This is a genomic window from Citrobacter sp. Cf116 (assembly GCF_030336505.1).
GTDB lineage: Bacteria > Pseudomonadota > Gammaproteobacteria > Enterobacterales > Enterobacteriaceae > Citrobacter > Citrobacter freundii.
The window spans coordinates 185,269-211,722 of sequence record NZ_JAOWEQ010000037.1 but is presented as its reverse complement, the minus strand read 5'-3'; the positions used below and the strand labels follow the sequence as shown (position 1 = coordinate 211,722).

Below are 26,454 nucleotides of genomic sequence, written 5' to 3'. Positions count from 1 at the left end.
ATGGTAGAAACCCTGCTCGAAGTTCGTAATCTGAGCAAAACCTTTCGCTACCGGACAGGTTTATTTCGCCGCCAGACCGTTGAGGCCGTCAAGCCTCTGAGTTTCACCCTGCGCGAACGTCAGACTCTCGCCGTCATTGGTGAAAACGGTTCAGGGAAATCTACGCTGGCAAAAATGTTGGCGGGTATGATTGAACCTACCAGCGGTGAGCTGCTGATTGACGATCATCCGTTAAAATATGGTGATTATTCATTTCGTAGTCAGCGGATCCGTATGATTTTCCAGGATCCGTCAACATCGCTTAATCCTCGGCAACGTATCTCGCAGATCCTCGATTTTCCGCTACGACTGAATACCGACCTCGAGCCTGAGCAGCGTCGTAAACAGATCGTGGAGACCATGCGCATGGTCGGACTGCTGCCCGATCACGTAAGCTATTACCCGCATATGTTAGCGCCGGGGCAAAAACAGCGTCTGGGCCTTGCCCGTGCGCTCATTTTACGACCCAAAGTCATTATCGCCGACGAAGCCCTGGCTTCTCTGGACATGTCGATGCGTTCGCAGCTCATCAATCTGATGCTGGAATTACAGGAAAAACAAGGGATTTCATATATCTATGTGACTCAGCATATTGGCATGATGAAGCACATCAGCGACCAGGTATTAGTCATGCATCAGGGCGAAGTTGTTGAGCGCGGCAGTACAGCGGACGTTCTGGCCTCCCCGTTGCATGAACTTACCCGTCGCCTGATTGCAGGTCATTTCGGCGAAGCGCTTACCGCCGACGCCTGGCGGAAAGATCGCTAACAAACGACTGCCCCCTCAACCGGGGGGCATTCTGCCATCAGTGACACAACGTAGGTAAGAGCAGCGTATCAACTTCGGTAAACGTGACTGACGGATAAAGGGCACCCTGCATTGCCCAGACACCTGCAGCACTGGCCTCGTCGACAAGTTGTGCTGTTTCGACTCCCTTCACTACAACACGGTCGCAATATTCCCTGATATTTTTGATCAGCACCGGGAACATCGGTTTTTCTACCTGTTCCAGGAAAAAACCGCGATCCAGTTTAACAACGTCAAAATGACCGCAAACCAGCGGGCTGGCCCCTACGCTGCCGGAGCCAAGATCGCCTAACCACAATGCGTTTGGGCCGTCGCGAAGTGAATTAATCAACAGACTATTCAGGCACACGGTATTCGTCAGAAAACGTTCTGAAAGTTCCAGTGCAATAAATGGTAGTGACTGTAAGGCCGACTTGATGGCTGGATCACCAATCGCCAGCAGCGCCATTTCGTCAATGAGTTTCAGGGTACAAATAAGGCTGTTGCGCTCAAACCAGTCACGCTTTTCGGCAATTAATCGAATTTGCTCGAGCATGAAATTACGCTTTTGTTCGCTATCCCACGCTGAAATGATGAAATCTGGATGCAACGGTTGAACCGTATCTGAAGTAAACCGGGCGTTCATCTCTACGCCCAGTAATTTATCTGTTGTGTCTCTCATCGTTTCCGCGATGAAATGATAGTGCATAAGACCACTCCAATTGATCATAACATCCTGATAATGCACTTCTAATCACAATCAATCAATAATATCGATCAATGTATCGATATTGATCGATAAAAACAATATATCATAACAAGCTGAATATTGTCATATTTTTTGTTTTAAGAAAGTTCCTACCTTGCTATGTTTATTAACATCAGCTAGCAATGAAATAATACCATTTCAATGCCTTTGAAACCTTGCATTTTCTCTGCTTCACCGACGTTAAATGCCTGAACGAAGCATAACCGGAGGGGGATGATATACTCCCCACATGCAATGAAGTGACAGGTCACGTGAGGTTGATAACAATTCCTCAGGGAAAAGGCGTGGGATATAATTTCAGACCAATTTCGAGTGAGCTTAACGCGTCAATCATAATTCATTGATTGGTAAAAGATAAGTGTTAACAAAAAGGATTAAAGCCATGGGTTTTTTATCAGGTAAGCGTATTCTGGTGACAGGCCTTGCCAGTAAATTGTCTATCGCATGGGGAATCGCTCAGGCGATGCATCGCGAAGGTGCTGAACTGGCGTTCACCTACCAGAACGACAAGCTGAAAGGTCGTGTGGAAGAATTTGCAGCGCAATTAGGCTCCAACATTGTTTTGCAGTGTGATGTGGCTGAAGATGCCAGCATTGACGCCATGTTTGCTGAACTGAGCAAAACCTGGCCGAAATTCGACGGTTTCGTACACTCAATCGGCTTCGCACCTGCTGACCAACTGGATGGCGATTATGTGAACGCAGTTACCCGCGAAGGATTTAAAATTGCGCATGACATTAGCGCTTACAGCTTTGTTGCGATGGCAAAAGCATGTCGTTCCATGCTAAACCCTGGCTCTGCGCTACTGACGTTGTCCTATCTGGGCGCAGAACGTGCAATCCCTAACTATAACGTCATGGGCCTGGCGAAAGCCTCCCTGGAAGCGAACGTCCGTTATATGGCTAATGCGATGGGGCCTGAAGGCGTGCGTGTGAATGCCATTTCCGCAGGTCCAATCCGTACACTCGCCGCTTCTGGCATTAAAGATTTCCGTAAAATGCTGTCGCACTGTGAAGCAGTTACACCGATTCGCCGCACCGTTACCATTGAAGATGTGGGTAACTCCGCAGCATTTCTGTGCTCCGATCTCTCTGCCGGTATCTCTGGTGAAGTCGTACACGTTGACGGTGGCTTCAGCATCGCCGCAATGAACGAGCTGGAACTTAAATAATCCTAAGACCTCGATGGGCGGTCTTGCGCCGCCCATGACACTCCTCTCAGCCACCACATATGCCTTTCTGATATTTATTATCACGTAACAATCTTTCATCCCCTCATCTGCTTACGTCAGGATATTGCAGCGCAAACGATCCGGCGTAGTAGTATGACGACGAGTCCGGGTCGCCACTTTTAGACCAAGGAACGCCCATGGAACAACGCCGAATTGAAGGCAAAAGCCACTGGTATCATGAGACGCAATCCAGCACGTATCCGCAAGATGTTCTGCCGCTGGTCCCGGAAGCCGCTCATGTCGACGACAGTTTTTTACTGGATCTGGCATTACCTGATGACGCTCTTTCGCCCTTTCAATCCTGGTTAACCCCTGCCCGTAAACTTGCCCAGACGCTCTTCCCGGCTCATGTAAACCTGAATCAGATGCATACGTTCAGTGCCTATGAACGAATGAGTACAGCCCTGACCGTCGCTCAGGTGTATGGTGTGCAGCGATTATGTAATCACTATGCCGCGCGTTTAACACCGCTTCCCGGTCCGGACTCCTCGCGGGAAAGTAACCATCGACTGGCACAAATCACCCAATATGCTCGCCAACTTGCCAGCTCTCCTGCCGTGATAGGCGAACGCGACCGTCAGCATCTGGAGGCGGTCGGACTGACCACCAGCGATAATATTCTGATGAATCAAATCATCGGCTTCGTCGGATTTCAGGCCCGAACCGTGGCCCTGTTTCAGGCCTGGTCTGGTCATCCGGTACGCCGAATACCGGGGCTGGATATTCAGCAATTTGCTCACGCTTCGTTATTTAACGCCACAAAGACAACCTGGCATGCTGCACCATTCCCGATCGAAAAATATCCCCCCCATGATGAGAACGCTGCCAGAGGATATCCCGATGAACTGCAAGCGTTGGTGCCATTATTGATACATTCACCTGTCATTTTAGATTTACTCACGACGCTGATTTCCAGTGCCCGGCGCAGCGCTGTATCAGTACAGGCATTTTCACTGGCAGCGCTGATGACGTCACGAATTAACGGCAGCGTGGCCTGCTTTAACGAGCAGGCGTATACAGCAAATGAATTAGTCGACGTTATCGCCCTGCTTCGCCTGGATGAACGTGAATTACAACGTTGGGAACAACGACATCCGGTTGAGCGCGTCACCCTACAGGCGGTACAATGGCTGACCCGGGCGCCCGACCGCTTTAGCACCGCACTGTTAACGTCTTTGTTCGATCAGGGAATCTCTTCAGAGCAGGCCATTAACCTGCTAGCCTGGAGTGGATTGTGCGGATGGTTGAATCGCTTGAAAATCGCGCTGGGCGACACTGATTAACCGATCCACTTACTGAAAGAGCGCTTGCTGCCACTGGCAGAATCGCGTAAAACTGTCAGCCGCTCTTTTAGCCACGAAAATAGACAATTATGCTTCAGGACAACCCGCTGCTAGCGCAGCTTAAACAGCAACTACATTCCCAGACGCCACGTGCTGAAGGGGTGGTAAAAGCCACGGAAAAAGGCTTTGGCTTCCTGGAAGTCGATGCACAAAAAAGCTATTTCATTCCACCGCCGCAGATGAAAAAAGTGATGCATGGCGACCGCATTGTTGCGGTTATCCATACAGAAAAAGATCGTGAGTCTGCAGAGCCGGAAGAACTGATCGAACCCTTCCTGACGCGCTTCGTGGGTAAAGTTCAGGGCAAAAATGATCGTCTGTCCATCGTGCCGGATCATCCGTTACTGAAAGATGCTATTCCATGTCGTGCCACCCGCGGCGTTGAACATGAATTTAAAGAAGGCGACTGGGCGGTTGCAGAAATGCGCCGTCATCCGCTGAAAGGCGATCGCACCTTCTACGCCGAGTTAACCCAATTTATCACTTTTGCTGATGACCACTTTGTCCCGTGGTGGGTCACACTGGCACGCCATAATCTGGAAAAAGAAGCACCGGACGGCGTAGCAACCGAAATGCTGGACGAAGGCCTGGTTCGTGAAGATTTAACCGCCCTCAATTTCGTCACCATCGACAGCGCCAGCACCGAAGATATGGACGATGCGCTGTATGCTGAAGAACAAGCTGACGGCACGCTACAATTAACCGTCGCCATTGCAGACCCAACAGCCTGGATTGCAGAAGGCAGTAAGCTGGATAAAACGGCAAAAATTCGCGCGTTCACCAATTATTTACCGGGGTTCAATATCCCGATGTTGCCACGTGAATTGTCTGACGATCTCTGCTCTCTGCGCGCGAACGAAGTGCGCCCGGTTTTAGCTTGTCGTATGAGCATTACCGCCGATGGCACGATTGAAGACAACATCACCTTCTTCGCTGCGACAATTGAGTCAAAAGCGAAGCTGGCCTATGACAATGTTTCCGACTGGCTGGAAGGTACGGGCGATTGGCAACCAGAAAACGACGCGATTGCGGAACAAATCCGTCTACTGCATCGTATTTGCCTGAGCCGAGGAGAGTGGCGTCATAACCACGCGCTGGTCTTTAAAGATCGCCCGGATTACCGTTTCGTTCTCGGTGAAAAAGGTGAAGTACTGGACATCGTCGCTGAGCCACGCCGCATCGCAAACCGTATCGTGGAAGAATCCATGATTGCGGCAAATATTTGCGCCGCTCGTGTGCTTCGCGACAAGCTGGGTTTCGGTATTTATAACGTCCATATGGGATTCGACCCGGCCAACGCCGACGCTCTGGCCGCGCTGCTGAAAACCCACGGTATGCACGTCGATGCCGAAGAAGTCCTGACTCTGGAAGGTTTCTGCAAACTGCGCCGCGAACTGGATGCTCAGCCATCCGGCTTCCTCGACAGCCGAATTCGCCGCTTCCAGTCTTACGCTGAAATAAGTATTGAGCCAGGTCCACACTTTGGGCTGGGTCTGGAGGCATATGCCACCTGGACTTCCCCAATCCGTAAGTATGGCGATATGATCAACCACCGTCTGCTTAAGGCCGTCATCAAAGGCGAAACCATCGCCCGACCTCAGGATGATACCACCGTGCAAATGGCAGAACGTCGTCGCCTAAACCGGATGGCTGAGCGTGACGTGGGTGACTGGCTATACGCCCGTTTCCTGAGTGATAAAGCCGGTACCGACACCCGCTTTGCGGCCGAGATCATTGACGTCAGCCGCGGTGGCATGCGCGTGCGCTTAGTTGATAATGGCGCTGTTGCATTTATTCCAGCACCGTTCCTGCACGCCGTTCGTGATGAACTGGTATGCAGCCAGGAAAGCGGCACCGTGCAAATTAAAGGTGAAGTTGTTTACAAAGTCACGGATGTGATTGACGTAACTATCGCTGAAGTACGGATGGAAACCCGCAGCGTTATCGCGCGTCCAGCCGCGTAACACGCATAAATCAAGCGACCTTTCTCATTTTTGAAAGGTCGTTTTCTTTTTACCTCCCAAATTTCAACCGCGCACTACACTTCTTTCATCCAGTCAAAAAATTTATTTACCATTTTTCAGTTCCGTTGGCTTTGCTTTTTACGGATTCTGGATTACACATAAATATATAAAAAAAACAATACGTTCAGCCATAATCACCCTGAATGAATCATGGCTACCCATACTTTTGAGGCTCTATGCGCTTTAAACGGGATAGTACACATCATGAAAGACGTCCGGGAGCTGATTACGTTGTATAGCTATGTGGGCACTAATAACCCTTACTGGCGTTTGTCAGAGGATTGCAACATCCTGCATTTCTCTGTCGAAGAAACGTCAGAGGCCGATCAGACCATCGAATTATCCCCGGAACAAGCCGATCGCATTCGCGAGATGACAGTAATTACGTCAAGTTTATTAATGACGTTACCGATTGAAGATGACAACATTCCCGTGCATCTGGTCGGCCGAAAAATCAATAAGCGTGAATGGGCCGGTAGCGCATCCGCCTGGGATGACACCCCTTCCGTCGCCCGTGACCTGGCTCACGGCCTCTCTTTTGCCGAACAGGTGGTTTCTGAAGCCAATTCAGTTATTGTCATTCTTGATCGCATGGGCAACATTCAGCGGTTTAATCGACTGTGCGAAGAGTATACCGGACTCAAAGAACGTGAAGTCATTGGCCAAAGTGTATTTACATTATTTATGAGTCGACGTGAAGCTGCCGCGTCACGACGCAATATCGAGGTCTTTTTTCGCGAAGGTAACTCATATGAAGTTGAACGCTGGGTGAAGACCTGCAAAGGACAGCGTCTGTTTTTATTTCGTAATAAATTTGTGCATAACGGTAGCGGCAAGAACGAAATATTTCTGATCTGTTCCGGGACCGATATCACTGAAGAACGCCGCGCCCAGGAGCGTTTGCGGGTGTTGGCGAATACCGACTCTATCACTGGATTACCCAATCGCAACGCTATTCATGATCTGATCAGCAATGCGATTGAGAACGCGGGCGATACTCAGGTCGGGATTGTGTACCTCGATCTGGATAACTTCAAAAAGGTAAACGATGCCTACGGGCATATGTTTGGCGATCAGCTTTTGCAAAGCGTATCGCTGGCAATACTCAGTTGCCTTAGCGAAAACCAGTTACTGGCACGGTTTGGCGGCGATGAGTTTATTGTCCTTGCCACCGAAACATCCCAGGGTTCACTGGAAGCCACCGCGTCGCGTATTCTGACACGCCTGCGTCAACCTTTTCGCATCGGCCTGATTGAAATCTATACCGGATGCTCTATTGGTATTTCCCTCGCTCCACAACATGGTCAGGACTGCGAGAGCGTCATTCGTAACGCCGATACGGCCATGTACACCGCGAAAGAAGGTGGCCGCGGACAGTTTTGTGTTTTCTCTCCGGAAATGAATCAGCGGGTATTTGAATATCTGTGGCTGGATACTAATCTGCGCAAGGCGCTGGAAAACGATCAACTGGTCATCCATTATCAGCCAAAGATAACCTGGCGAGGCGAAGTGCGCAGCCTGGAGGCGCTGGTTCGCTGGCAGTCTCCGGAACGTGGCCTCATTCCACCACTGGAATTTATCTCCTACGCCGAAGAATCAGGGCTTATCGTTCCTCTGGGTCGCTGGGTTATTCTGGACGTTGTGCGTCAGATAGCAAAATGGCGCGCAAAGGGAATCAATCTGCGCGTGGCGGTAAACGTTTCTGCCCGGCAGCTCGCCGATCAGACGCTATTTACCGATCTCAAGCAGGTGCTTCATGAACTCGACTTTGAATATTGCCCCATCGATGTCGAGTTAACGGAAAGCAGTTTAATTGAAAATGAGCAACTGGCACTGTCCGTCATTCAGCAGTTTAGCCAGATGGGGGCGCAAATCCATTTGGATGATTTTGGTACCGGTTATTCGTCACTGTCTCAACTGGCCCGGTTCCCACTTGATGCAATTAAACTGGATCAAACCTTTGTCAGGGATGTACACAAACAACCTGTTTCGCAGTCGCTGGTACGTGCCATTGTTGCGGTCGCACAGGCACTCAACCTACAGGTCATCGCCGAAGGTGTTGAAAGCGCGAAAGAGGATGCGTTTTTAACCAAAAATGGCGTCAACGAGCGTCAGGGTTTTTTGTTTGCCAAGCCAATGCCAGCAGTTGCATTTGAACGTTGGTATCGACGGCACCTGAATAAAAAAACACGCTAATGCAGTGGGATCAAACGTTGAGAATAGCCATAAATGGACATTACGTAACGATCCTATCTGCATGTAATCACAGAATATATAATATTCTTCTATCGTTGAAGTTAATACTATTTTTCCCTTCTCTTTTGCCATGAAATTCTGCATCATGAAATTCAAACTCTATTGCCATTAGGATGATAACCATGTCTGATATCGACGCTCAGCGTCTGGCCGAACGCATTGATACTGTGCTGGATATCCTCGTTGCAGGTGATTACCACTCAGCTATCCATAATCTCGAAATTCTGAAGGCTGAGCTGCTAAACATGACCAAAGAAGATGCCGAATCTTTGCCCAAAAAGCACAAGGCTCCCTGGGAGATCTGATGGCATTAACCCTTTAATGTCGCTGCTGTAAGCAAACTGCACGTGAGGCAGTTTCCGTTTAATTTCCGATACGATATCGCAATAAAATTAATATTATGAATTCCCGACAACAATCTATTTTGCAGATGGTGACTGATAAAGGTCAGATGAGCGTTGCCGAACTGGCAAAAATCACCGGTGTCTCAGAAGTGACGATTCGACAGGATCTGAACACACTGGAAAAACAGAGTTATTTACGCCGAGCGCACGGTTTTGCTGTTTCATTGAACAGCGATGATGTGGAAACGCGCATGATGACTAATTTTACGCTGAAGCGTGAGCTGGCTGAATTCGCCGCATCGCTGGTAAGCCCAGGCGAGTCCGTATTCATTGAAAACGGCAGTAGCAATGCGCTCTTAGCCAGAACGCTCGCGGAGCAAAAAGATGTCACCATCATTACCGTCAGCAGCTATATAGCCCATCTGCTGAAAGAAACCCCTTGCGAAGTGATTCTTCTTGGCGGCATCTATCAGAAAAAAAGCGAAAGTATGGTTGGGCCCTTAACTCGCCAGTTTATCCAGCAGGTACACTTCAGCAAGGCCTTTATCGGCATTGATGGCTGGCAGGCTGACACCGGCTTCACCGGACGCGACATGATGCGTTCTGATGTGGTTAACGCGGTGCTGGAAAAAGGTGCAGAAGTTATTGTGCTTACTGACAGCTCAAAATTCGAAGCCATTCACCCGTACACGCTGGGTCCATTAGAGCGATTCAGCCGCGTAGTCACGGACTCCAGACTTAGCGCCAGCGTACAAATGCAGCTTGAGCACTCCGGATTAACCGTCAATATCATTGATGCCCACGCGTAACATCTTCAGCAGATGATTTGTCAGTTGGCAAATCATCTCCCCTCTGAGAGTTATCTGACAGCCCAATTAAGACTTTTTACCTGTCGTTAACAGGATTAAGTCGTAAAATTAATGTTAGCGATATAACAGGAACGAACCTCCAACTTCAGGATAGTGTTTGTAATGCCTTCGCTAAACGGTTTCACGGAAATATCTTCGTTAGCCTAAATTTAGCGCTATTCTTAAAGAACACTGGATTCCGTGAATCAATAATTCAGGAGAAAGTATTATGTTAGTAACGAGCAAAAAAATGACCGCTGCCATTCTGGCGATTACTCTGGCAATGTCGCTGAGCGCCTGCTCTAACTGGTCCAAACGCGATCGTAACACCGCAATCGGTGCTGGTGCAGGTGCAATAGGTGGTGCAGTCCTGACTGACGGCAGCACGCTGGGTACGCTGGGTGGTGCTGCAGTAGGTGGTATCATTGGCCACCAGGTGGGTAAATAATCTACGGTTGAACGGCTCGATATAATAATACGTTTACTTTTTCAGGTCTGTATTATTAAAAAGCCACGGAAAAATTCCGTGGCTTTTTTTATTAACCGCCAGCCAGTTTAACTTTCATTCCTTTGGCTTCCAGCAGCGATTTAATCAGGTCGCGTTTATCACCCTGTATCTCAATCACGCCATCCTTAACTGCCCCGCCGCAACCACATTTTTTCTTCAGTTCCGCAGCTAATTTGGTCAGTTCGGCATCATCTTGATCAATACCGGTAATCAAACACACGCCCTTGCCTTTGCGGCCACTGGTCTGGCGCTGGATACGGACAATGCCATCGCCTTGTGGACGCACAGGAGCAGCTTTTGGTTCATCAATGCGCCCGGAGTCGGTTGAGTAGACCAGGCGAGAGTTTGAGTCGTTCATTTACGCACCTCGTTTCAGTGAGGCATTAATCATCTTCAGCGTCTGAGCCGGATCTGCCGACTGCGTGACCGGACGACCAATAACCATATAATCCACACCAGCTGACTGTGCTTGTTCCGGCGTCATAATGCGACGCTGGTCGCCCGCCTCGCTGCCTTCAGGACGAATACCCGGCGTAACCAATTTAAATGCCTGGCCAAACGCCTGCTTGAATCGCACCGCTTCCTGCGCGGAGCATACAACGCCATCCAAACCACAATGCTGGGTTAAGCGCGCCAGCCTTTCAGCATGTTCTGCAGGTGACAACGTCACGCCGAGATCGGCGAGGTCGCTGGCTTCCATACTGGTCAGAACCGTTACCGCAATCAGCAGCGGTGCGTCCTTGCCAAAAGGTAATAAGGCTTCACGTGCGGCGGTCATCATACGCGCCCCACCAGAAGCATGAACGTTAACCATCCACACGCCAAGCTCAGCCGCTGCCGCAACGGCATGCGCGGTAGTGTTGGGAATATCATGGAATTTCAAATCAAGAAAAACGTCAAAGCCACGCTGTTGTAAATCGCGAACCAACTGAGGTCCAAAAAGCGTGAACATCTCTTTGCCCACTTTCAAACGGCAATCACGAGGATCAATTCTGTCGACAAAAGCTAATGCTTTATCACGATTGGAATAATCGAGAGCGACAACGACAGGAGAATCAGTAACAGCACGAGAAGAAGATGAAGCAGTAAACGTCATGACCAGACCTTCTTGAGGATGGGCGCCGACAGTAGCGCGAAATGGGTAAACGGCGTGCATTCTACCTGCGGTAATAGAAAATTAACAGGCGCGATTCCATTTCTGCCAGGCGAATTTGGCCACGGCAGCTGAGTATGGCTTTGTTACTCAACATCAGTATGTTGTAACTAAAGTAAGGTTTTTTTAAAAATTACAACCCATCAAGCCCGCGAATAGGCTTAATGGTTGACCATGAGCGACAAGATGGGCAGTGCCAGTACAGTGTATATGCGGTAAATCCGCACTTCTGGCAACGATAGCGCGGCTTGCTGCGCACCTGCTCCCCGACCATATCGCGCAGAACCATCAGGCTCTCTTTCGCGCGCCCTTCTTCTGCTTCGTTAAGATGGTAATCCATTAATTTGTGGAAAACGCGCATCGTAGGATGGCGTTGTAGTTGGCGGGTAATATAAACCTGAGCGGTATCAGTCCCCTCACGCGCTTCAAGAATATCGGCCAGCATCAGCTCGGCGGCGGCGCCAGTATTCTCTTCAACGGCCCGACGTAAAAACTCTGCCCACTCATCGGTTTTCCCCAGATGCTGGTAGCAGCTTTGCAGCATTTCCAGCGTTTCGCTGACCAGTTCTTTATCCTGAGAAATCACGCGTTGCAGACTTTCAACGGCCTTCGCGTAATCGCCTTTCACCATGTACACACGGCCCATCATGATGGAAACCCGGGCACTGTTTTTGTCTGCCGCCGCCCCTTTTTTCAACAGCGCCATGGCACGATCCATATCGTCGCTGCCCATCTGCTGTAAGGCCAGTTCGCAGTAGAAGTGGGCTATCTCAATACGCTGTTTATCTTTGCCTAGCTTCACCAGACGTTCTGCGACATCAATGGCTTTCTGCCAATCGCTGGTCGCCTGATAAATTTGCAGCAGTTGCTGTAATGCACCGACGCGAAAATCTGTTTCATCGGTAAGCTGATTGAACATGTCTTCCGCGCGGTCGTACAGGCCTGCGGCCATGTAATCGCGCCCCAGCTGTTGTACGGCCAACAAACGCTGCTCGTAGGTCAGCGAAGCACTTTCCATTAACGTTTGATGGATGCGGATTGCGCGATCGACTTCACCGCGCGAGCGAAACAGGTTTCCGAGAGTGAGATGAGCCTCAACGGTGCCCGTATCCTCTTTTAGCATATCGAGGAACAGATCCACCGCTTTGTCTTGTTGGTTGCTCAGGAGGAAGTTAACCCCGGCGACATAGTCACGGGAAAGACGGTTAGCTTCATCCTGCTTGGTTTGTTGCGCACTTCTGCGACCCATATACCACCCATAGGCAGCGGCTACAGGTAAAAGCAGAAACAACAACTCCAACATAAATAATTATTCCTTCACAACCGACGAATCGGCAGAAACCGCAACGTCGGTCGCAGGCGTAAGCTGGTTTTCCAGTCGTTTGATTTTACGTTCGGCGCGCGCAAGAGACACACGAACCTTCAGCCAGAAAAGGCCGCAAATTAACCAACCAATCGCAAAACCTGCGGCAAACAATACAGCAAGCAGCGTAGAGATACGATACTCACCCTGAGCCAGCAGGTAATTAAACGTAACCTGTTGATCGTTTTGCGCACCTAATGTCACCGAAATAACAAAAATCGCCAACACCAGTAAGAAAATGAGTAAATATTTCACATTACTTCCCGTTATGTGGTTTAAGCGAATAAATCGTGTACAACTTACCGCGTTGAGCCCTTTAAATTACCATTTTCACAACGAGTGCGAAATGGAAAAGCGCTTTCCGCTTTCTGATTTAAGGGCAAAATTTGAAAAATCAATCATAGCTAGCTTTCTTGCTCGCGTTGCGCGATTTCTTTTGCCTCCTGCACAGGCGGCGTAAGTGGTCCGCATACTCGCTGCGCGAGCCAGGTCGCCAGCGTTACCAGCAGCCATGAAATCAGCGTTGCAACGACCAAATCACGCGGCCAGTGCATGCCCAACAGCAAGCGGCTACCCATAACACTTGTCGCCCAGATAAGCAAAAACACAATCGTCAGCGTACGTCTGCGTGGCCATAACAGCCCTACTGCCAGTAAAGCCCAACTGGCAGCAAACATCGTATGTCCTGACGGAAAGGCAAAACCCGTTTCTTTTTGCCAGTGCTTACGTAGAAACGTCGGAATATCCTGTTGTTCGGCCAATTGCTCTTTAACTAAGTTGCCACGATCTTTACGTTTTAAAGTGTAGAACTCATCAACCGGGATATGGTGCGTTTTTTCCAGCCATACGACAAAGGGCCGAGGTTCCTGCACCCTGTCTTTAACCCAGGACTTCACACCCTGACCGACTAAAATTGCCGCGGCCAGGATCGCAAACAGCATTACCGCAGCTTTCAGACGAAAACGCAGACACCACAGAAACCATGCGCAGAGCACAACATGAGTGATAATCCCCCACGGCTGCGTCACCGTTTCCGTTACCCAGTACAGAGATTTTAGCCACCAAACGTTGTGTCCCGGCTGCCAGCTCCAGCCCGATACCCATACAGCAACCGGCATAATAAGTAACAGCCCGGCCCCGACCGCAGTGCGCTTTGCAATTGACAGCATTACCTCTCCTTTCGTCGATAAGTCTCACAATCATAACTGAAAAAAGTGCATGCCAGAAAAATTGACATTTTTGTGCCATTCCAAAGGCGAATCCGTTGTCGCGATTAGGTGAACATCGTTGCCTTATGGCAAAATAGTGCAATACAGAACAAGAAGCCAACAGGCGACGGCACGACAGTGCCAGCATAATCTGGAGAATTACATGCAGCTTAAACGTGTGGCAGAAGCCAAACTGCCAACCCCCTGGGGTGATTTCCTGATGGTGGGATTTGAAGAACTGGCAACCGGACACGATCACGTCGCACTGGTTTTTGGCGATATCACTGGTCAAACGCCTGTTCTGGCGCGTGTCCACTCCGAATGTCTGACTGGCGATGCATTGTTTAGCCTGCGTTGCGATTGCGGCTTCCAGCTCGAAGCGGCTCTCACCCACATTGCTGAAGAAGGGCGCGGTATCCTGCTTTATCATCGTCAGGAAGGACGCAATATCGGCCTGCTCAATAAAATCCGCGCCTACGCGTTGCAGGACCAGGGTTATGATACCGTTGAGGCTAACCATCAGTTGGGCTTTGCGGCAGATGAGCGTGATTTCACGCTGTGTGCGGATATGTTCAAGCTGCTGGGCGTGGACGAAGTTCGTTTGCTGACCAATAACCCGAAAAAAGTGGAAATTCTGACCGAAGCGGGAATCAATATTGTTGAACGCGTGCCGCTGATTGTGGGTCGTAACCCGAACAATGAACATTACCTGGACACCAAAGCCGCCAAGATGGGGCATTTGCTGGGCAAGTAATGGTTGTTACCGCCGATAAAAAAGCCTGCTCTCGCAGGCTTTATACATTTTAATTCAACATATTACGAATCACGTAGTGCAGAATACCATCGTTTTGGTAGTAAGTTAGCTCCGTCGCGGTATCGATACGGCAGCGGCATAAAATCACCTCTTTACGTCCATCTGAGCGAACCATATTCACCGGTACTGTTGCGCCCGGCTTGATGTTTTGCAGGTCCGTAATATCGATCGCTTCCTCACCTGTTAGCCCCAGCGTTTTGCGCGTGACGCCCTGCGGAAATTCCAGCGGCAAAATCCCCATACCAATCAGGTTAGAACGGTGAATTCGCTCAAAGGACTCAGCGATAACTACGCGAATCCCCAGCAAGCGCGGGCCTTTTGCCGCCCAGTCGCGACTGGAGCCAGAGCCATACTCTTTCCCGGCAATAACCGCCAGGGGGATATTCTCCTGTTGATATTGCATAGCCGCATCATAGATAGCCACTACCTCGGTTCCCGGCAAATGACGCGTCATCCCACCTTCCACGCCGGGTACCATCTCATTACGAATACGAATATTGGCAAAGGTACCGCGCATCATCACTTCATGATTCCCGCGGCGTGAACCATAGGAGTTAAAATCTTTACGCTCAACGCCGTGGCTTTGCAGATAACGACCTGCCGGGCTATCCGGCTTAATACTGCCGGCAGGAGAAATATGGTCGGTGGTGACGGAATCCCCAAGCATTGCGAGGATACGCGCACCATGAATGTCCTGGACCGGATCCGGCGTAGCCTGCATACCATCGAAGAACGGCGACAAGCGGATATAAGTTGAGTCAGACTGCCAACCATAGGTATCAGCCCGATCAACCTGGATAGCTTTCCATTCTGGCGTGCCTTCAAAGACTTCAGCGTACTCTTTATGGAACATGGCGGTAGAAACCTGCTCCACGGCACGGGCAATTTCCTGAGCCGTCGGCCAGATATCTTTCAGATAAACGGGATCGCCCTTTCTGTCATGGCCTAACGGATCTTTCGTCAGATTGATATTCATATTCCCTGCTAGCGCATATGCCACCACCAGCGGCGGAGACGCCAACCAGTTGGTCTTCACGAGCGGATGGATACGCCCCTCAAAGTTTCGGTTGCCGGAAAGTACGGCGCCAACGGTGAGATCGCCTTTTTTGATGGCTGTCTCGATAGGATCGGGTAACGGACCCGAGTTACCAATACAGGTGGTACAGCCATAACCTACAAGGTTAAATCCCAGCTCATCAAGGTACGGCGTGAACCCAGCCTGCGCCAGATAATCAGACACCACCTTCGAACCTGGCGCCAGCGAGGCTTTCACCCAAGGCTGACGTTTCAGACCAAGTGTCACTGCTTTTTTCGCCAGCAGTCCCGCCGCCATTAATACGCTTGGGTTGGAGGTGTTGGTACAGGAAGTGATAGCTGCTATCACCACCGCACCGTCCGGCAGCTTATACTGCTGGCCGCTCATGGTGTAGTCCACGGGCTGACGGTCTTTCAGCGAGCTATTTACTTCGAGTTCATTGCTCGCCGAAAACGCTTTCGGAACATCAGCCAGTGCCACCCGATCCTGCGGGCGCTTCGGTCCGGCAAGGCTAGCTTCCACACTGCCCATATCCAGCTCCAGTGAACTGGTAAATACGGGTTCATCCCCTGGATTACGCCACATTCCCTGCGCTTTGGCATAGGCGCTGACCAACTCAACCTGCTCCTCACTGCGTCCACTCAGACGCATATATTCAAGAGTGATGCCATCGATCGGGAAGAAACCGCAGGTTGCGCCGTATTCCGGTGACATGTTCGCAATGGTTGCCCGATCGGCCAGCGGTAAGGTGTCGAGGCCATCACCATAGAATTCAACAAATTTACCGACCACGCCGTGCTTACGCAGCATCTGGGTAACGGTTAAAACCAGGTCGGTAGCGGTGATACCTTCCCGCAGTTTGCCCACTAGTTTAAAGCCTACGACATCCGGGATAAGCATAGAGACCGGTTGACCCAGCATTGCTGCTTCAGCCTCAATGCCTCCAACGCCCCATCCCAGCACACCGAGACCATTAATCATTGTCGTATGGGAATCGGTACCGACCAGCGTATCGGGATAAGCCACCCACTCACCGTCCTGTAACTCGCTCCAGACGGCTTTGCCAAGATATTCAAGGTTTACCTGGTGGCAAATCCCCGTTCCCGGCGGTACAACGCTGAAGCGACTAAATGCCTGCTGTCCCCATTTCAGGAACACATAACGTTCATGGTTACGTTCCATTTCCAGGCGAACGTTTTCTTCGAAAGCATCATCATCACCAAAACGGTCCACCGTTACCGAGTGGTCAATGACAAGGTCCACTGGCGAAAGCGGATTCACTTTTGCCGTATCTCCCCCCAGACGTTTCACAGCTTCGCGCATGGCGGCAAGATCGACCACCGCCGGAACGCCGGTAAAATCCTGCATCAGAACACGAGCGGGTCGATAGGCAATTTCACGATCGGCGTGGGCGGTCTTCAGCCAATGTGCGAGAGCATGAATATCATCTTCGGTAACGGAATTACCATCCTGCCAACGAAGCAGGTTTTCCAGCAACACTTTTAGCGATTTGGGTAGTCGGGTGATATCACCCAGTGATTTAGCGGCCAGAGGTAAACTGTAGTAGCGGTAGGTTTTATCTTTAACCTGCAATGTGTCCATACTGGCTTCTCGTAGGGTCGACGACATAGCTCCTCCTTAAATGACAGGGTTGGATCCCCTGATTTTCCTCAGGGTTAGTATTAAAGATAACACAAACAAAATGTAACGCTTTGATAACAACTCAAAATGATAAAAGTAGCGGGCGATATAAAAGCGCGAACTGAGGTCGATGGTGAGGAGGAAGGTCTAGCCGTGTAGATTAATAGGATGAATATTCAGCAGACAATAGAGCAATGGATAATACGTTGATTAGGTTGTTGATGACGATTACATGGATAAATGATTCGATATTCAAGGCCACAAGGTAATCGTTATTATAAAATACGTACGAATTATTGTTTCTGTTCATCATCATCAGTTAACAGATCAATAAACGCCCGTTGCTCAGGAGAAAGGTTCCAGGATTCGGGTACCTTCTGCCCCTTCTCTGCGACGGTTTTGCTCTCTTGTTCATGGTCATGAGGCGATAGCGTTTCGGTAGAGTGCTGCTCTGGTGCGGACATACTTACCCCCACACATTCCAGGCCACGAGTGCGACAATAATCCAGAATATCGCAGAACCAAGAAATACGGCGAACCAAGCTTTACGTTTCATCACCGGATCCCTGCGTGCTGGCTGGTTTCCTGAAGGCATCGCTAACCTCATACTATCGAAATCACTTATCATTTAGGCACCAAACAATCGGTACAATTAATCATCAGATAGGAGGAATCCTAATAAAAAAGGCGAAAAAAAGCCAGTTAATTTTCAGACTCGTCCTGATAAATAAATCGATTGTTTGATCGGTTATAAATATTTGAAAGGAATTTTTGGCAAGCTGACTAATTTGAAACTACTTTAGAGAACTTTTTCCATAAACTATATATGGTTAATTTATTCACGGTAAATTATCAATTAATTCAGTGTTTCCCGTCGGTATCGCTTTATGCTTATGGATACCGACGAGGTTACAGCCGTTATTATTTCTCAGGCAATTTAATATCTTTAAACATGGCTTCAATATCATCGTTGGAACGCAGCGCCACCGCCGTGTCCACCACATCACGCGTCAAATGCGGCGCGAAACGTTGAATGAAATCATACATGTAACTGCGTAAGAAGGTGCTGCGACGAAAACCAATTTTGGTGGTGCTATGGCTGAAGATATCGTGAGCATCCACGCGTACCAGGTCAGGATCGGAAACAGGATCAACCGCCATACTGGCAATCACACCCACGCCAAGGCCCAGACGGACATAGGTTTTAATGACATCAGCATCGGTCGCGGTAAAGACAATACGTGGCTCCAGACCCGCGCGGTTAAACGCGGTGTCCAGCTCCGAGCGTCCGGTAAAACCAAACGTGTAGGTCACCAGCGGATACTGTGCCAGTTCCTCAATAGAAACCGAAGATTTTCCCGCCAACGGATGATCCGGCGTGACGACGATCGAGCGGTTCCAGTGATAGCAAGGCAACATCACCAGGTCGTCATACAAGTGCAAGGCTTCCGTCGCGATAGCAAAATCTGCATTTCCTTTAGAAACGGCTTCGGCGATTTGCGTCGGCGATCCCTGGTGCATATGCAATGAGACGCGAGGATAGCGCTCAATAAAACCTTTAATCACGTTCGGCAAAGCGTAACGCGCCTGAGTATGCGTAGTGGCGATATATAACGAGCCTTTGTCCGGCCAGGTATGTTCGCCAGCAACGGACTTAATGGCATCCACCTTCGACAGAACTTCTCGCGCAATACGAATAACTTCCTGCCCTGCTGGCGTAACCTGCGTCAGGTGCTTACCGCTACGGGCGAAAATCTGGATGCCAAGTTCATCTTCCAGCATACGAACTTGCTTACTGATACCAGGCTGCGAGGTATAAAGCCCTTCCGCTGTTGAGGAGACATTAAGGTTGTGGTTCACCACCTCAACAATGTAGCGAAGCTGCTGTAATTTCATGTTATGCCATCCCGATTCGCGCCATCAAATCATCGTTTCAGTGCAGGCTCGCGGGCGCTGCTAATACGATTTAATAATAAAAAGTCTGTTAACTATAACCACTATATCATTTATATGTACGCTGTATAGGTATGACAAAAAATAATATGCGAGAAACAAAAAGGGCCGCTTACGCGACCCTTTGAGGAGAAATTCAGCCGAAACGCTGTTATTTCTTCCCTTCTACCCATTTGCCGTCAACGAAGAACGCGGACCAGCCAGTCGCCTTACCGTCTTTCTCAGCGGCAACGTATTGCTGCTTGGTTTTACGGCTGAAACGAACCATGGACTTGTTACCATCCGGATCAGTTTGCGGCGCATCTGCCAGATAACGCAGTTTTTCCGGCAGGCGATCGCGGAAGCGGTACAACTCTTCCACCAACGGCGCACGAGTCTCACGTGATTTCGGGAACGTATTGGCCGCCAGGAAGATACCTGCAGCACCATCACGTAACACGAAATACGCGTCAGATTTTTCACACGGCAGTTCCGGCAACGGAACCGGGTCTTCTTTCGGCGGAGCGACTTCACCGTTACGCAGGATCTTACGGGTGTTTTTGCACTCGTCGTTAGTACACGCCATGAACTTGCCGAAACGTCCCATTTTCAGGTGCATTTCAGAACCACATTTTTCGCACTCGACGATAGGACCGTCATAACCCTTGATACGGAACTCGCCCTCTTCGATCTCGTAGCCGTCGCAGGTTGGGTTATTACCACACACATGCAATTTACGCTTAGGATCGATAAGATAACTGTCCATTGCCGTACCGCACTTCTGGCAGCGGCGTTTGGCGCGCAATGCGTTCGTTTCCGCGTCGTCGCCTTCCAGCACGTTCAATACTTCGTTTTCCGGCACCAGGTTAATGGTGGTTTTGCAACGCTCTTTCGGGGAAAGTGCGTAGCCGGAGCAACCAAGGAAAACGCCGGTACTGGCGGTACGAATACCCATTTTGCGTCCGCAGGTCGGGCAATCAATGCTGGTCAGCACCATCTGGTTCGGACGCATACCGCCTTCTTCAGGATCTTTCTCGGCTTTATCCAGTTGCTGAGTAAAATCAGTGAAGAAGTTGTCGAGTACGCCCTTCCATTCGGCTTCTTTATTCGCCACCTGGTCGAGGCTATCTTCCATCTGCGCAGTAAAATCGTAGTTCATCAGTTCGCGGAAGTTTTCTTCCAGACGATCGGTGACGATTTCACCCATTTTTTCAGCGTAGAAGCGACGGTTCTCTACGCGAACATAACCACGATCCTGAATCGTAGAAATGATCGACGCATAGGTAGATGGACGACCAATGCCACGCTTTTCAAGCTCTTTAACCAGCGAAGCTTCACTGAAGCGCGCAGGCGGTTTAGTAAAGTGCTGTGCTGGCGTCAGTTCGATAAGCGTCAGCGTATCGCCTTTGTCCACCGCCGGTAAGATGCGATCTTCATCGCCTTTACGCAACGCTGGCATCACTTTCGTCCAGCCATCGAAGCGCAGAATACGACCGCGCGCCTTCAGGCGGAAATCACCCGCACCCACGGTGAGCGTGGTGGAATCATATTTAGCTGGGGTCATCTGACAGGCAACAAACTGGCGCCAGATCAGCTGATACAGTTTTTGCGCATCAGCTTCCATATCTTTCAGCGATTCCGCCTGTACGGCGACATCGGAAGGACGGATAGCTTCGTGCGCTTCCTGCGAGTTCTCTTTGCTGGCGTACTGGTTCGCGTTTTCCGGCAGATATTTTTTACCAAAATTATCGCTGATGTAATCGCGAACCATGGTCACTGCATCCTGGCTCAGGTTGGTTGAGTCAGTACGCATGTAAGTGATGTAACCCGCTTCATACAAGCGCTGCGCCATCATCATGGTTTTCTTCACACCGAAGCCGAGACGCGTGCTCGCAGCCTGCTGTAGCGTGGAGGTAATGAACGGTGCGCCCGGCTTGCTGCTGGTCGGTTTATCTTCACGTTCCAATACGCTATAGCGCGCTTTTTCCAACAGGCTAACAGCGGCAAGCGTTTGTTCCCGATTTACGGGACGGAACGGCTTATCATTTTGATGCGTCACCTCAAGCGGCAACGCGTCGCCGCCCGGCGTGGTCGTATTAGCATCAATTTCCCAGAACTCTTCTGGAACAAATGCTTTGATTTCGCGTTCACGCTCAACCACCAGGCGCACAGCCACAGACTGTACACGACCAGCTGACAGACCGCGTGCAATTTTTTTCCACAGCAGTGGCGACACCATATAGCCCACAACACGGTCCATAAAGCGGCGCGCCTGTTGCGCATTAACACGATCGATGTTCAACTCGCCCGGTTTTTCAAACGCCTGGCGAATAGCATTTTTGGTAATTTCATTAAACACCACGCGGCTGTAGCGGGTGTCGTCGCCACCGATGACTTCCCGCAGGTGCCATGCAATGGCTTCCCCTTCGCGGTCAAGGTCAGTTGCGAGATAGATGTGGTCGGCTTTTTCAGCCAGTTGCTTCAGTTCAGAAACAACTTTCTCTTTACCAGGCAGCACTTCATAGCGCGCATCCCAGTTGTGCCACGGGTCAACACCCATACGGTTGACGAGAGCGCCACGTTCATCCTTTTTGGGCTTTTTAGCCGTTTTGGTGGAGGTTGAGTCGGCGCTCTTTTTAGTTGCTGAGCCACTGGTCGGCAAATCACGGATATGACCGACGCTGGATTTCACCACGTAGTCATTACCCAGATACTTGTTGATCGTTTTGGCTTTTGCCGGGGACTCAACGATGACAAGAGCTTTACCCATATTCACCTTTACCTAATTTGATTCTTCCAGAATGCGTCGCACGTTGATTCACCTTCCACTGGCGACGAGACATCGATATGGTCTCTGCGTCGGCGGATATCAACCCTTTAAACTGATTCGCGCTTGTAATGTAACTCTCATGTAACTGAGTTAACAGGCTTTTTTTCTCACAAACGCTCTAGCACGACGAAGTATTGGTCGAATGTCAAGCAAATCTGTTGCCAGATTGACGAAAGCGTCACACTGTACCTGATAAAATGCGTTACGCAACTTTATTAGCATGCAAAAACAAATCTCGCCAGTTGTAACACTGTCGTAAAACCTTCATTTATGTCAGGGAATATTTGCCCATAAGGCGGGCTCAGCGTAGACTAATGTCCTTGTTTAAGGAGTAAATCATGCATAAAGACACTCAACCCATCGATCGCGAAACACTGCTGATTGAAGCCAACAAAATCATTCGTGAGCATGAGGACACGCTGGCGGGGATTGTCGCCACCGGCGTTACGCAGCGAAACGGCGTGCTGGTTTTCAGCGGAGATTACTTTTTAGACGAACAAGGGCTACCAACGCCCAAAAGTACGGCGGTGTTTAATATGTTTAAACACCTGGCGCACGTACTTTCCGAAAAGTATCACTTGATCGATTAACACGAGTAATAATTTGCCGGATGGCGGCATCGCCTTATCCAGCCTATATTGATGCATATTTGTAGGCCGGATAGGAGATATGTGAGCATCGCTATCCGGCAATGACAATTTTACATCAGTGGCTTCTGCCCCCGCTGCCACCAGCGCATCAGCAAACGATCGGCGCTCTCCGCCGCACTACCGGTGAAACGATCCATCAGCTTTTTACGCTGCAGATAGCGAACGTTCAACACTTCACGACCTTCCATCAGCCCGAGGATCACCTCATCGCTGGTATTGATCTCATCCACCAGCCCATTTGCCAGCGCCTGTTGACCAAACCAGTGTTCACCGGTGGCAACCTGCTCAATGTCCAGAGTCGGACGCATGCGCTGCACAAAATCTTTAAACAGATGATGCGTTTCGTTCAGATCTTCGCGGAATTTCTGCCGCCCTTCTTCCGTGTTTTCACCGAGTAAGGTCAACGTACGCTTATACTGTCCGGCGGTGTGCAGTTCGATATCAATATCTTTCCCTTTCAGGAAGCGGTTAAAGTTCGGGATCTGCGCCACCACGCCAATTGAGCCGACGATAGCAAACGGTGCCGAGACAATTTTATCCGCCACGCAGGCCATCATATATCCGCCGCTCGCAGCGACTTTATCTACCGTAACGGTCAGCGGGATCTGCTTATCGCGCAGACGTTGTAACTGGGACGCAGCCAGGCCATAACCATGTACCACACCACCCGGACTTTCCAGACGAACCACCACTTGATCCTGAGGTTTAACAACCGCCAGCACAGCCGTCACCTCTTCGCGTAATGCGCTGACCTCATGGGCATCCATACTGCCTTTAAAATCAAGCACCCATACACGAGGTTTATCTGATGACGTACTGTCACCCAGTTTCGCTTTTGCCTTAGCCGCTTTCGCCTCCAGCTTTTGTTTCTTTTTCTGCGCCTTATGCCAGAATTTTTGCTGATGCCCATCCAATAAGGCTAGCGACAGGTCTTCCTTCATCTCTTTATATTGATCGCTGAGGTTAATAACCCTCAATTCCCCACGCTGACGTTTGCGTTGTGTCGCGTTTACGATCAGCATCACCACCACTGCAATAGCCACCACGACAGTGACAATTTTTGCCAAAAACAACCCATATTCAGACAACAATTCCACGAGATCCACCTTGGTTAAACAACGCGACTTCCGCTCAGTGTACAACAGGCGTGTCACCTCGTCTTGCTTCATACATCCAGTGCTGAATCAGTAAAAAGCATGACAAAGCGTTTATTTTGCGGTGTTATTGCCTTTGGCTGATTGAAAAAGTACAGGGTTTAAGGCATAAAGCCCAAAAGTTATCGCGAACGAGATATCCAGGACGTCGCCGAGGAGTTGCCGTGCATTACCAACCTAAACAAGACCTTCTACAGGGCCGCATTATTCTTATCACCGGTGCCAGCGATGGTATCGGACGCGAGGCCGCGCAGACCTATGCACGCTATGGCGCGACAGTTATCCTGCATGGGCGTAACGAAGAAAAACTGCGTCAGGTTGCCCGCACTATCGCCGATGAAAACGGAACACAACCACAGTGGTTTACACTGGATCTACTGACCTGTACCTCTGAAGAATGTCACCAGCTTGCGCAGCGCATTGCTGCACATTTCCCGCGTCTGGATGGCGTACTGCATAACGCCGGATTACTCGGCGATATTTGTCCAATGAGTGAACAAAACCCGCAGATCTGGCAGGATGTGATGCAGGTAAATGTAAATGCCACTTTTATGCTGACTCAGGCATTGCTGCCGTTGTTACTCAAATCCGATGCCGGATCGCTGGTCTTTACCTCTTCCAGTGTCGGTCGCCAGGGACGCGCCAATTGGGGAGCATATGCCACCTCAAAATTTGCGACCGAAGGGATGATGCAGGTTCTGGCTGATGAGTATCAAAACCGTCATCTGCGCGTAAACTGTATCAATCCTGGTGGGACGCGAACTGGCATGCGAGCCAGCGCATTCCCAACGGAAGATCCGCAAAAATTGAAAACTCCCGCCGATATTATGCCGCTCTACCTGTGGCTGATGGGCGATGACAGCCGCCGTAAAACCGGTATGACTTTTGATGCCCAACCGGGCCGTAAACCAGGAATTGCCCAATGAGTGAAGAACGCTATCAGCAACGTCAACAGCGCGTAAAAGATCGGGTTGACGCACGCGTTGCCGCAGCGAAAGATGAGCGCGGAATTATCATCGTGTTCACCGGAAATGGTAAGGGTAAAACCACCGCCGCATTCGGTACCGCCACGCGCGCGGTGGGCCATGGTAAAAAAGTCGGCGTCGTACAATTTATTAAAGGTACGTGGCCAAACGGAGAACGTAACTTACTTGAACCCCACGGCGTAGAGTTTCAGGTTATGGCGACAGGATTTACCTGGGAAACGCAGAACCGCGAGTCTGACACCGCAGCCTGTATGGCCGTGTGGGAACATGGCAAGCGGATGCTGGCCGACGATGAACTGGATATGGTGATACTGGATGAGCTGACCTACATGGTGGCATACGACTATCTGCCGCTTGAAGAGGTCATCAATGCCCTGAACGCGCGCCCAGCCCATCAAACGGTCATTATCACCGGCCGTGGATGTCATCGCGATATTCTGGAGTTAGCAGATACAGTCAGCGAGCTGCGCCCGGTCAAGCATGCGTTTGAAGCGGGCGTGAAAGCCCAACCAGGGATCGATTATTGAGTGTAGGCCGGATAAGGCGTTTGCGCTGTATCCGGCTCCACGCTAACGCCTGATGGCGCTTTGTTTATCAGGTGGGGTTATGATTAACCGTTGTTGCTGCGACCACCCGGACGACGGCTGCTGCCAACCTGAGAGTGGCGCTTCACCGCACGACGGATCTGATTCGCCTTCATGCGACGACGATCTTTCTCGACGGCCACTTTAGAAGTCGTTTCCGGCTTCAGCTCCACCAGTTCACGCAGATAGTTGGTCTGAGCAAGATCAAGCTCTGTCCAGCCACCACGCGGCAGGCCTTTCGGCAGCGGGATATCACCGTAACGGACACGAATCAGACGGCTTACCTGTACACCTACAGCTTCCCACAGGCGGCGGACTTCACGGTTACGCCCTTCGGTCAGCGTGACGTTATACCACTGGTTGATCCCTTCACCACCGCTGAACTTGATCGTTTTAAATGCCGCCGGACCATCTTCCAGCTGCACGCCACGACTCAGATCGCGCAGTTTTGCATCATCAACCTGACCAAACACACGTACCGCATATTCACGCTCAACTTCGCGGCTTGGGTGCATCAGACGGTTAGCCAATTCACCATCGGTGGTAAACAGCAGTAAACCGCAGGTATTCACGTCCAGACGCCCTACGGCAATCCAGCGCGCATCACGCAGTTTTGGTAAACGATCAAACACGGTCGGACGACCTTCTGGGTCGTTTCGGGTACACAGTTCGCCTTCTGGCTTGTAATAGGCCAGAACACGGCAGATTTGCTCCGCAGACTCTTTAACCGAAATCAGATGACCGTCGATACGGATTTTCAGACCCGGAGTGACTTCAACGCGATCGCCGAGCGTGGCAATTTTGCCATCAACGCTCACGCGACCCGCGGCAATAATAGATTCGATTTCACGGCGAGAACCGTGGCCAGCACGCGCCAGCACTTTTTGTAACTTTTCGCTCATAGAGCTTCCTTTAGGTGTCGCCTTCACAGGCGTCGAACAGGAGAATCAACGGC

The 26,454-nt window shown here is 50.3% G+C and carries 25 protein-coding genes; 12 read left to right on the top strand and 13 right to left on the bottom strand.

Annotated elements, in window-relative coordinates:
* Complete coding sequence (sapF, locus tag OGV74_RS10410; RefSeq protein ID WP_003020558.1) at positions 1-807, top strand: peptide ABC transporter ATP-binding protein SapF; 807 nt, start codon at positions 1-3, stop codon at positions 805-807.
* A 37-nt stretch (positions 808-844) separates the two neighbouring features.
* On the opposite strand, the gene OGV74_RS10405 is transcribed toward sapF, so the two are convergent.
* Complete coding sequence (locus tag OGV74_RS10405; RefSeq protein ID WP_086504130.1) at positions 845-1,534, bottom strand: EAL domain-containing protein; 690 nt, start codon at positions 1,532-1,534, stop codon at positions 845-847.
* Positions 1,535-1,976: 442 nt separating this feature from the next.
* Here OGV74_RS10405 and fabI point away from each other — a divergent pair, with 442 nt between their 5' ends.
* The 7 genes from fabI to osmB all read left to right on the top strand — a co-directional run bounded on the left by fabI (position 1,977) and on the right by osmB (position 10,088).
* The gene (gene fabI / locus OGV74_RS10400) at positions 1,977-2,765 is read left to right on the top strand and encodes an enoyl-ACP reductase FabI (protein ID WP_086504131.1); all 789 of its coding nucleotides are present in this window, start codon (positions 1,977-1,979) and stop codon (positions 2,763-2,765) included.
* 197 nt (positions 2,766-2,962) lie between these two features.
* Complete coding sequence (locus OGV74_RS10395; protein WP_003020568.1) at positions 2,963-4,108, top strand: carboxymuconolactone decarboxylase family protein; 1,146 nt, start codon at positions 2,963-2,965, stop codon at positions 4,106-4,108.
* A gap of 89 nt (positions 4,109-4,197) precedes the next feature.
* Positions 4,198-6,132 carry an exoribonuclease II gene (locus OGV74_RS10390; RefSeq protein WP_286520760.1) on the top strand — a complete coding sequence of 645 codons (1,935 nt, stop codon included), beginning with the start codon at positions 4,198-4,200 and terminating at the stop codon, positions 6,130-6,132.
* A gap of 264 nt (positions 6,133-6,396) precedes the next feature.
* Positions 6,397-8,388: a cyclic di-GMP phosphodiesterase gene (gene pdeR, locus OGV74_RS10385; RefSeq protein ID WP_008322389.1), complete on the top strand. Its 1,992-nt coding sequence runs from the start codon at positions 6,397-6,399 to the stop codon at positions 8,386-8,388.
* A gap of 182 nt (positions 8,389-8,570) precedes the next feature.
* Positions 8,571-8,753: a YciZ family protein gene (locus OGV74_RS10380; protein ID WP_003020577.1), complete on the top strand. Its 183-nt coding sequence runs from the start codon at positions 8,571-8,573 to the stop codon at positions 8,751-8,753.
* A 95-nt stretch (positions 8,754-8,848) separates the two neighbouring features.
* Entirely contained in the window at positions 8,849-9,601 is a 753-nt protein-coding gene (gene yciT / locus OGV74_RS10375; protein ID WP_003020580.1) for a DNA-binding transcriptional regulator YciT, read from the top strand.
* Between the two features lie 268 nt (positions 9,602-9,869).
* On the top strand, positions 9,870-10,088 hold the full coding sequence (gene osmB / locus OGV74_RS10370; RefSeq protein ID WP_003020583.1) for an osmotically-inducible lipoprotein OsmB: 219 nt from the start codon (positions 9,870-9,872) through the stop codon (positions 10,086-10,088).
* A gap of 91 nt (positions 10,089-10,179) precedes the next feature.
* Here the strand turns inward: osmB and yciH are convergent, their stop codons facing one another.
* The 5 genes from yciH to pgpB all read right to left on the bottom strand — a co-directional run bounded on the left by yciH (position 10,180) and on the right by pgpB (position 13,833).
* A complete protein-coding gene (yciH, locus tag OGV74_RS10365) occupies positions 10,180-10,506 on the bottom strand; it encodes a stress response translation initiation inhibitor YciH (RefSeq protein WP_003843984.1) in 327 nt (108 codons plus the stop codon).
* Positions 10,507-11,244: an orotidine-5'-phosphate decarboxylase gene (gene pyrF / locus OGV74_RS10360; RefSeq protein WP_003840720.1), complete on the bottom strand. Its 738-nt coding sequence runs from the start codon at positions 11,242-11,244 to the stop codon at positions 10,507-10,509.
* A gap of 190 nt (positions 11,245-11,434) precedes the next feature.
* The gene (gene lapB, locus OGV74_RS10355; RefSeq protein ID WP_086504133.1) at positions 11,435-12,604 is read right to left on the bottom strand and encodes a lipopolysaccharide assembly protein LapB; all 1,170 of its coding nucleotides are present in this window, start codon (positions 12,602-12,604) and stop codon (positions 11,435-11,437) included.
* Between the two features lie 6 nt (positions 12,605-12,610).
* A complete protein-coding gene (locus OGV74_RS10350) occupies positions 12,611-12,919 on the bottom strand; it encodes a LapA family protein (RefSeq protein WP_003020595.1) in 309 nt (102 codons plus the stop codon).
* 149 nt (positions 12,920-13,068) lie between these two features.
* Positions 13,069-13,833, bottom strand: coding sequence for a phosphatidylglycerophosphatase B (gene pgpB / locus OGV74_RS10345; RefSeq protein ID WP_003020598.1), 765 nt, complete (start codon positions 13,831-13,833; stop codon positions 13,069-13,071).
* Positions 13,834-14,035: 202 nt separating this feature from the next.
* Between pgpB and ribA the strand changes: the two genes are divergently transcribed.
* Positions 14,036-14,626 carry a GTP cyclohydrolase II gene (ribA, locus tag OGV74_RS10340; RefSeq protein ID WP_003020601.1) on the top strand — a complete coding sequence of 197 codons (591 nt, stop codon included), beginning with the start codon at positions 14,036-14,038 and terminating at the stop codon, positions 14,624-14,626.
* Between the two features lie 49 nt (positions 14,627-14,675).
* On the opposite strand, the gene acnA is transcribed toward ribA, so the two are convergent.
* The 5 genes from acnA to topA all read right to left on the bottom strand — a co-directional run bounded on the left by acnA (position 14,676) and on the right by topA (position 22,065).
* The gene (acnA, locus tag OGV74_RS10335; RefSeq protein WP_048217842.1) at positions 14,676-17,351 is read right to left on the bottom strand and encodes an aconitate hydratase AcnA; all 2,676 of its coding nucleotides are present in this window, start codon (positions 17,349-17,351) and stop codon (positions 14,676-14,678) included.
* Between the two features lie 305 nt (positions 17,352-17,656).
* On the bottom strand, positions 17,657-17,827 hold the full coding sequence (locus OGV74_RS10330; protein WP_008322403.1) for a YciX family protein: 171 nt from the start codon (positions 17,825-17,827) through the stop codon (positions 17,657-17,659).
* A gap of 2 nt (positions 17,828-17,829) precedes the next feature.
* Positions 17,830-17,970, bottom strand: coding sequence for a YmiA family putative membrane protein (locus OGV74_RS10325; protein WP_213083937.1), 141 nt, complete (start codon positions 17,968-17,970; stop codon positions 17,830-17,832).
* A gap of 314 nt (positions 17,971-18,284) precedes the next feature.
* Positions 18,285-19,259, bottom strand: a complete 975-nt coding sequence (cysB, locus tag OGV74_RS10320; protein WP_003020610.1) for an HTH-type transcriptional regulator CysB — start codon at positions 19,257-19,259, stop codon at positions 18,285-18,287.
* 208 nt (positions 19,260-19,467) lie between these two features.
* The gene (gene topA / locus OGV74_RS10315) at positions 19,468-22,065 is read right to left on the bottom strand and encodes a type I DNA topoisomerase (protein WP_286520757.1); all 2,598 of its coding nucleotides are present in this window, start codon (positions 22,063-22,065) and stop codon (positions 19,468-19,470) included.
* Positions 22,066-22,463: 398 nt separating this feature from the next.
* Here topA and OGV74_RS10310 point away from each other — a divergent pair, with 398 nt between their 5' ends.
* The gene (locus OGV74_RS10310) at positions 22,464-22,715 is read left to right on the top strand and encodes a YciN family protein (RefSeq protein WP_003020616.1); all 252 of its coding nucleotides are present in this window, start codon (positions 22,464-22,466) and stop codon (positions 22,713-22,715) included.
* 110 nt (positions 22,716-22,825) lie between these two features.
* On the opposite strand, the gene sohB is transcribed toward OGV74_RS10310, so the two are convergent.
* A complete protein-coding gene (gene sohB, locus OGV74_RS10305) occupies positions 22,826-23,872 on the bottom strand; it encodes a protease SohB (RefSeq protein WP_003843986.1) in 1,047 nt (348 codons plus the stop codon).
* 221 nt (positions 23,873-24,093) lie between these two features.
* Here sohB and OGV74_RS10300 point away from each other — a divergent pair, with 221 nt between their 5' ends.
* Together OGV74_RS10300 and cobO are read left to right on the top strand one after the other, a co-directional pair.
* On the top strand, positions 24,094-24,855 hold the full coding sequence (locus OGV74_RS10300) for a YciK family oxidoreductase (RefSeq protein ID WP_003840709.1): 762 nt from the start codon (positions 24,094-24,096) through the stop codon (positions 24,853-24,855).
* A complete protein-coding gene (cobO, locus tag OGV74_RS10295; RefSeq protein WP_003840707.1) occupies positions 24,852-25,442 on the top strand; it encodes a cob(I)yrinic acid a,c-diamide adenosyltransferase in 591 nt (196 codons plus the stop codon). Before OGV74_RS10300 ends, cobO begins: the two co-directional genes overlap by 4 nt.
* A gap of 83 nt (positions 25,443-25,525) precedes the next feature.
* Here the strand turns inward: cobO and rluB are convergent, their stop codons facing one another.
* Entirely contained in the window at positions 25,526-26,401 is an 876-nt protein-coding gene (rluB, locus tag OGV74_RS10290; RefSeq protein ID WP_003020625.1) for a 23S rRNA pseudouridine(2605) synthase RluB, read from the bottom strand.
* Between the last annotated feature and the right edge of the window lie 53 nt (positions 26,402-26,454).

Excerpts from the sequence above, each read along its gene's own strand:
- sapF (WP_003020558.1), top strand. The coding sequence starts at position 1 with ATGGTAGAAACCCTGCTCGAAGTTCGTAATCTGAGCAAAACCTTTCGC.
- OGV74_RS10405 (WP_086504130.1), bottom strand. The coding sequence starts at position 1,534 with ATGCACTATCATTTCATCGCGGAAACGATGAGAGACACAACAGATAAA.
- fabI (WP_086504131.1), top strand. The coding sequence starts at position 1,977 with ATGGGTTTTTTATCAGGTAAGCGTATTCTGGTGACAGGCCTTGCCAGT.
- OGV74_RS10395 (WP_003020568.1), top strand. The coding sequence starts at position 2,963 with ATGGAACAACGCCGAATTGAAGGCAAAAGCCACTGGTATCATGAGACG.
- OGV74_RS10390 (WP_286520760.1), top strand. The coding sequence starts at position 4,198 with ATGCTTCAGGACAACCCGCTGCTAGCGCAGCTTAAACAGCAACTACAT.
- pdeR (WP_008322389.1), top strand. The coding sequence starts at position 6,397 with ATGAAAGACGTCCGGGAGCTGATTACGTTGTATAGCTATGTGGGCACT.
- OGV74_RS10380 (WP_003020577.1), top strand. The coding sequence starts at position 8,571 with ATGTCTGATATCGACGCTCAGCGTCTGGCCGAACGCATTGATACTGTG.
- yciT (WP_003020580.1), top strand. The coding sequence starts at position 8,849 with ATGAATTCCCGACAACAATCTATTTTGCAGATGGTGACTGATAAAGGT.
- osmB (WP_003020583.1), top strand. The coding sequence starts at position 9,870 with ATGTTAGTAACGAGCAAAAAAATGACCGCTGCCATTCTGGCGATTACT.
- yciH (WP_003843984.1), bottom strand. The coding sequence starts at position 10,506 with ATGAACGACTCAAACTCTCGCCTGGTCTACTCAACCGACTCCGGGCGC.
- pyrF (WP_003840720.1), bottom strand. The coding sequence starts at position 11,244 with ATGACGTTTACTGCTTCATCTTCTTCTCGTGCTGTTACTGATTCTCCT.
- lapB (WP_086504133.1), bottom strand. The coding sequence starts at position 12,604 with ATGTTGGAGTTGTTGTTTCTGCTTTTACCTGTAGCCGCTGCCTATGGG.
- pgpB (WP_003020598.1), bottom strand. The coding sequence starts at position 13,833 with ATGCTGTCAATTGCAAAGCGCACTGCGGTCGGGGCCGGGCTGTTACTT.
- ribA (WP_003020601.1), top strand. The coding sequence starts at position 14,036 with ATGCAGCTTAAACGTGTGGCAGAAGCCAAACTGCCAACCCCCTGGGGT.
- acnA (WP_048217842.1), bottom strand. The coding sequence starts at position 17,351 with ATGTCGTCGACCCTACGAGAAGCCAGTATGGACACATTGCAGGTTAAA.
- OGV74_RS10330 (WP_008322403.1), bottom strand. The coding sequence starts at position 17,827 with ATGTCCGCACCAGAGCAGCACTCTACCGAAACGCTATCGCCTCATGAC.
- OGV74_RS10325 (WP_213083937.1), bottom strand. The coding sequence starts at position 17,970 with ATGAGGTTAGCGATGCCTTCAGGAAACCAGCCAGCACGCAGGGATCCG.
- cysB (WP_003020610.1), bottom strand. The coding sequence starts at position 19,259 with ATGAAATTACAGCAGCTTCGCTACATTGTTGAGGTGGTGAACCACAAC.
- topA (WP_286520757.1), bottom strand. The coding sequence starts at position 22,065 with ATGGGTAAAGCTCTTGTCATCGTTGAGTCCCCGGCAAAAGCCAAAACG.
- OGV74_RS10310 (WP_003020616.1), top strand. The coding sequence starts at position 22,464 with ATGCATAAAGACACTCAACCCATCGATCGCGAAACACTGCTGATTGAA.
- cobO (WP_003840707.1), top strand. The coding sequence starts at position 24,852 with ATGAGTGAAGAACGCTATCAGCAACGTCAACAGCGCGTAAAAGATCGG.
- rluB (WP_003020625.1), bottom strand. The coding sequence starts at position 26,401 with ATGAGCGAAAAGTTACAAAAAGTGCTGGCGCGTGCTGGCCACGGTTCT.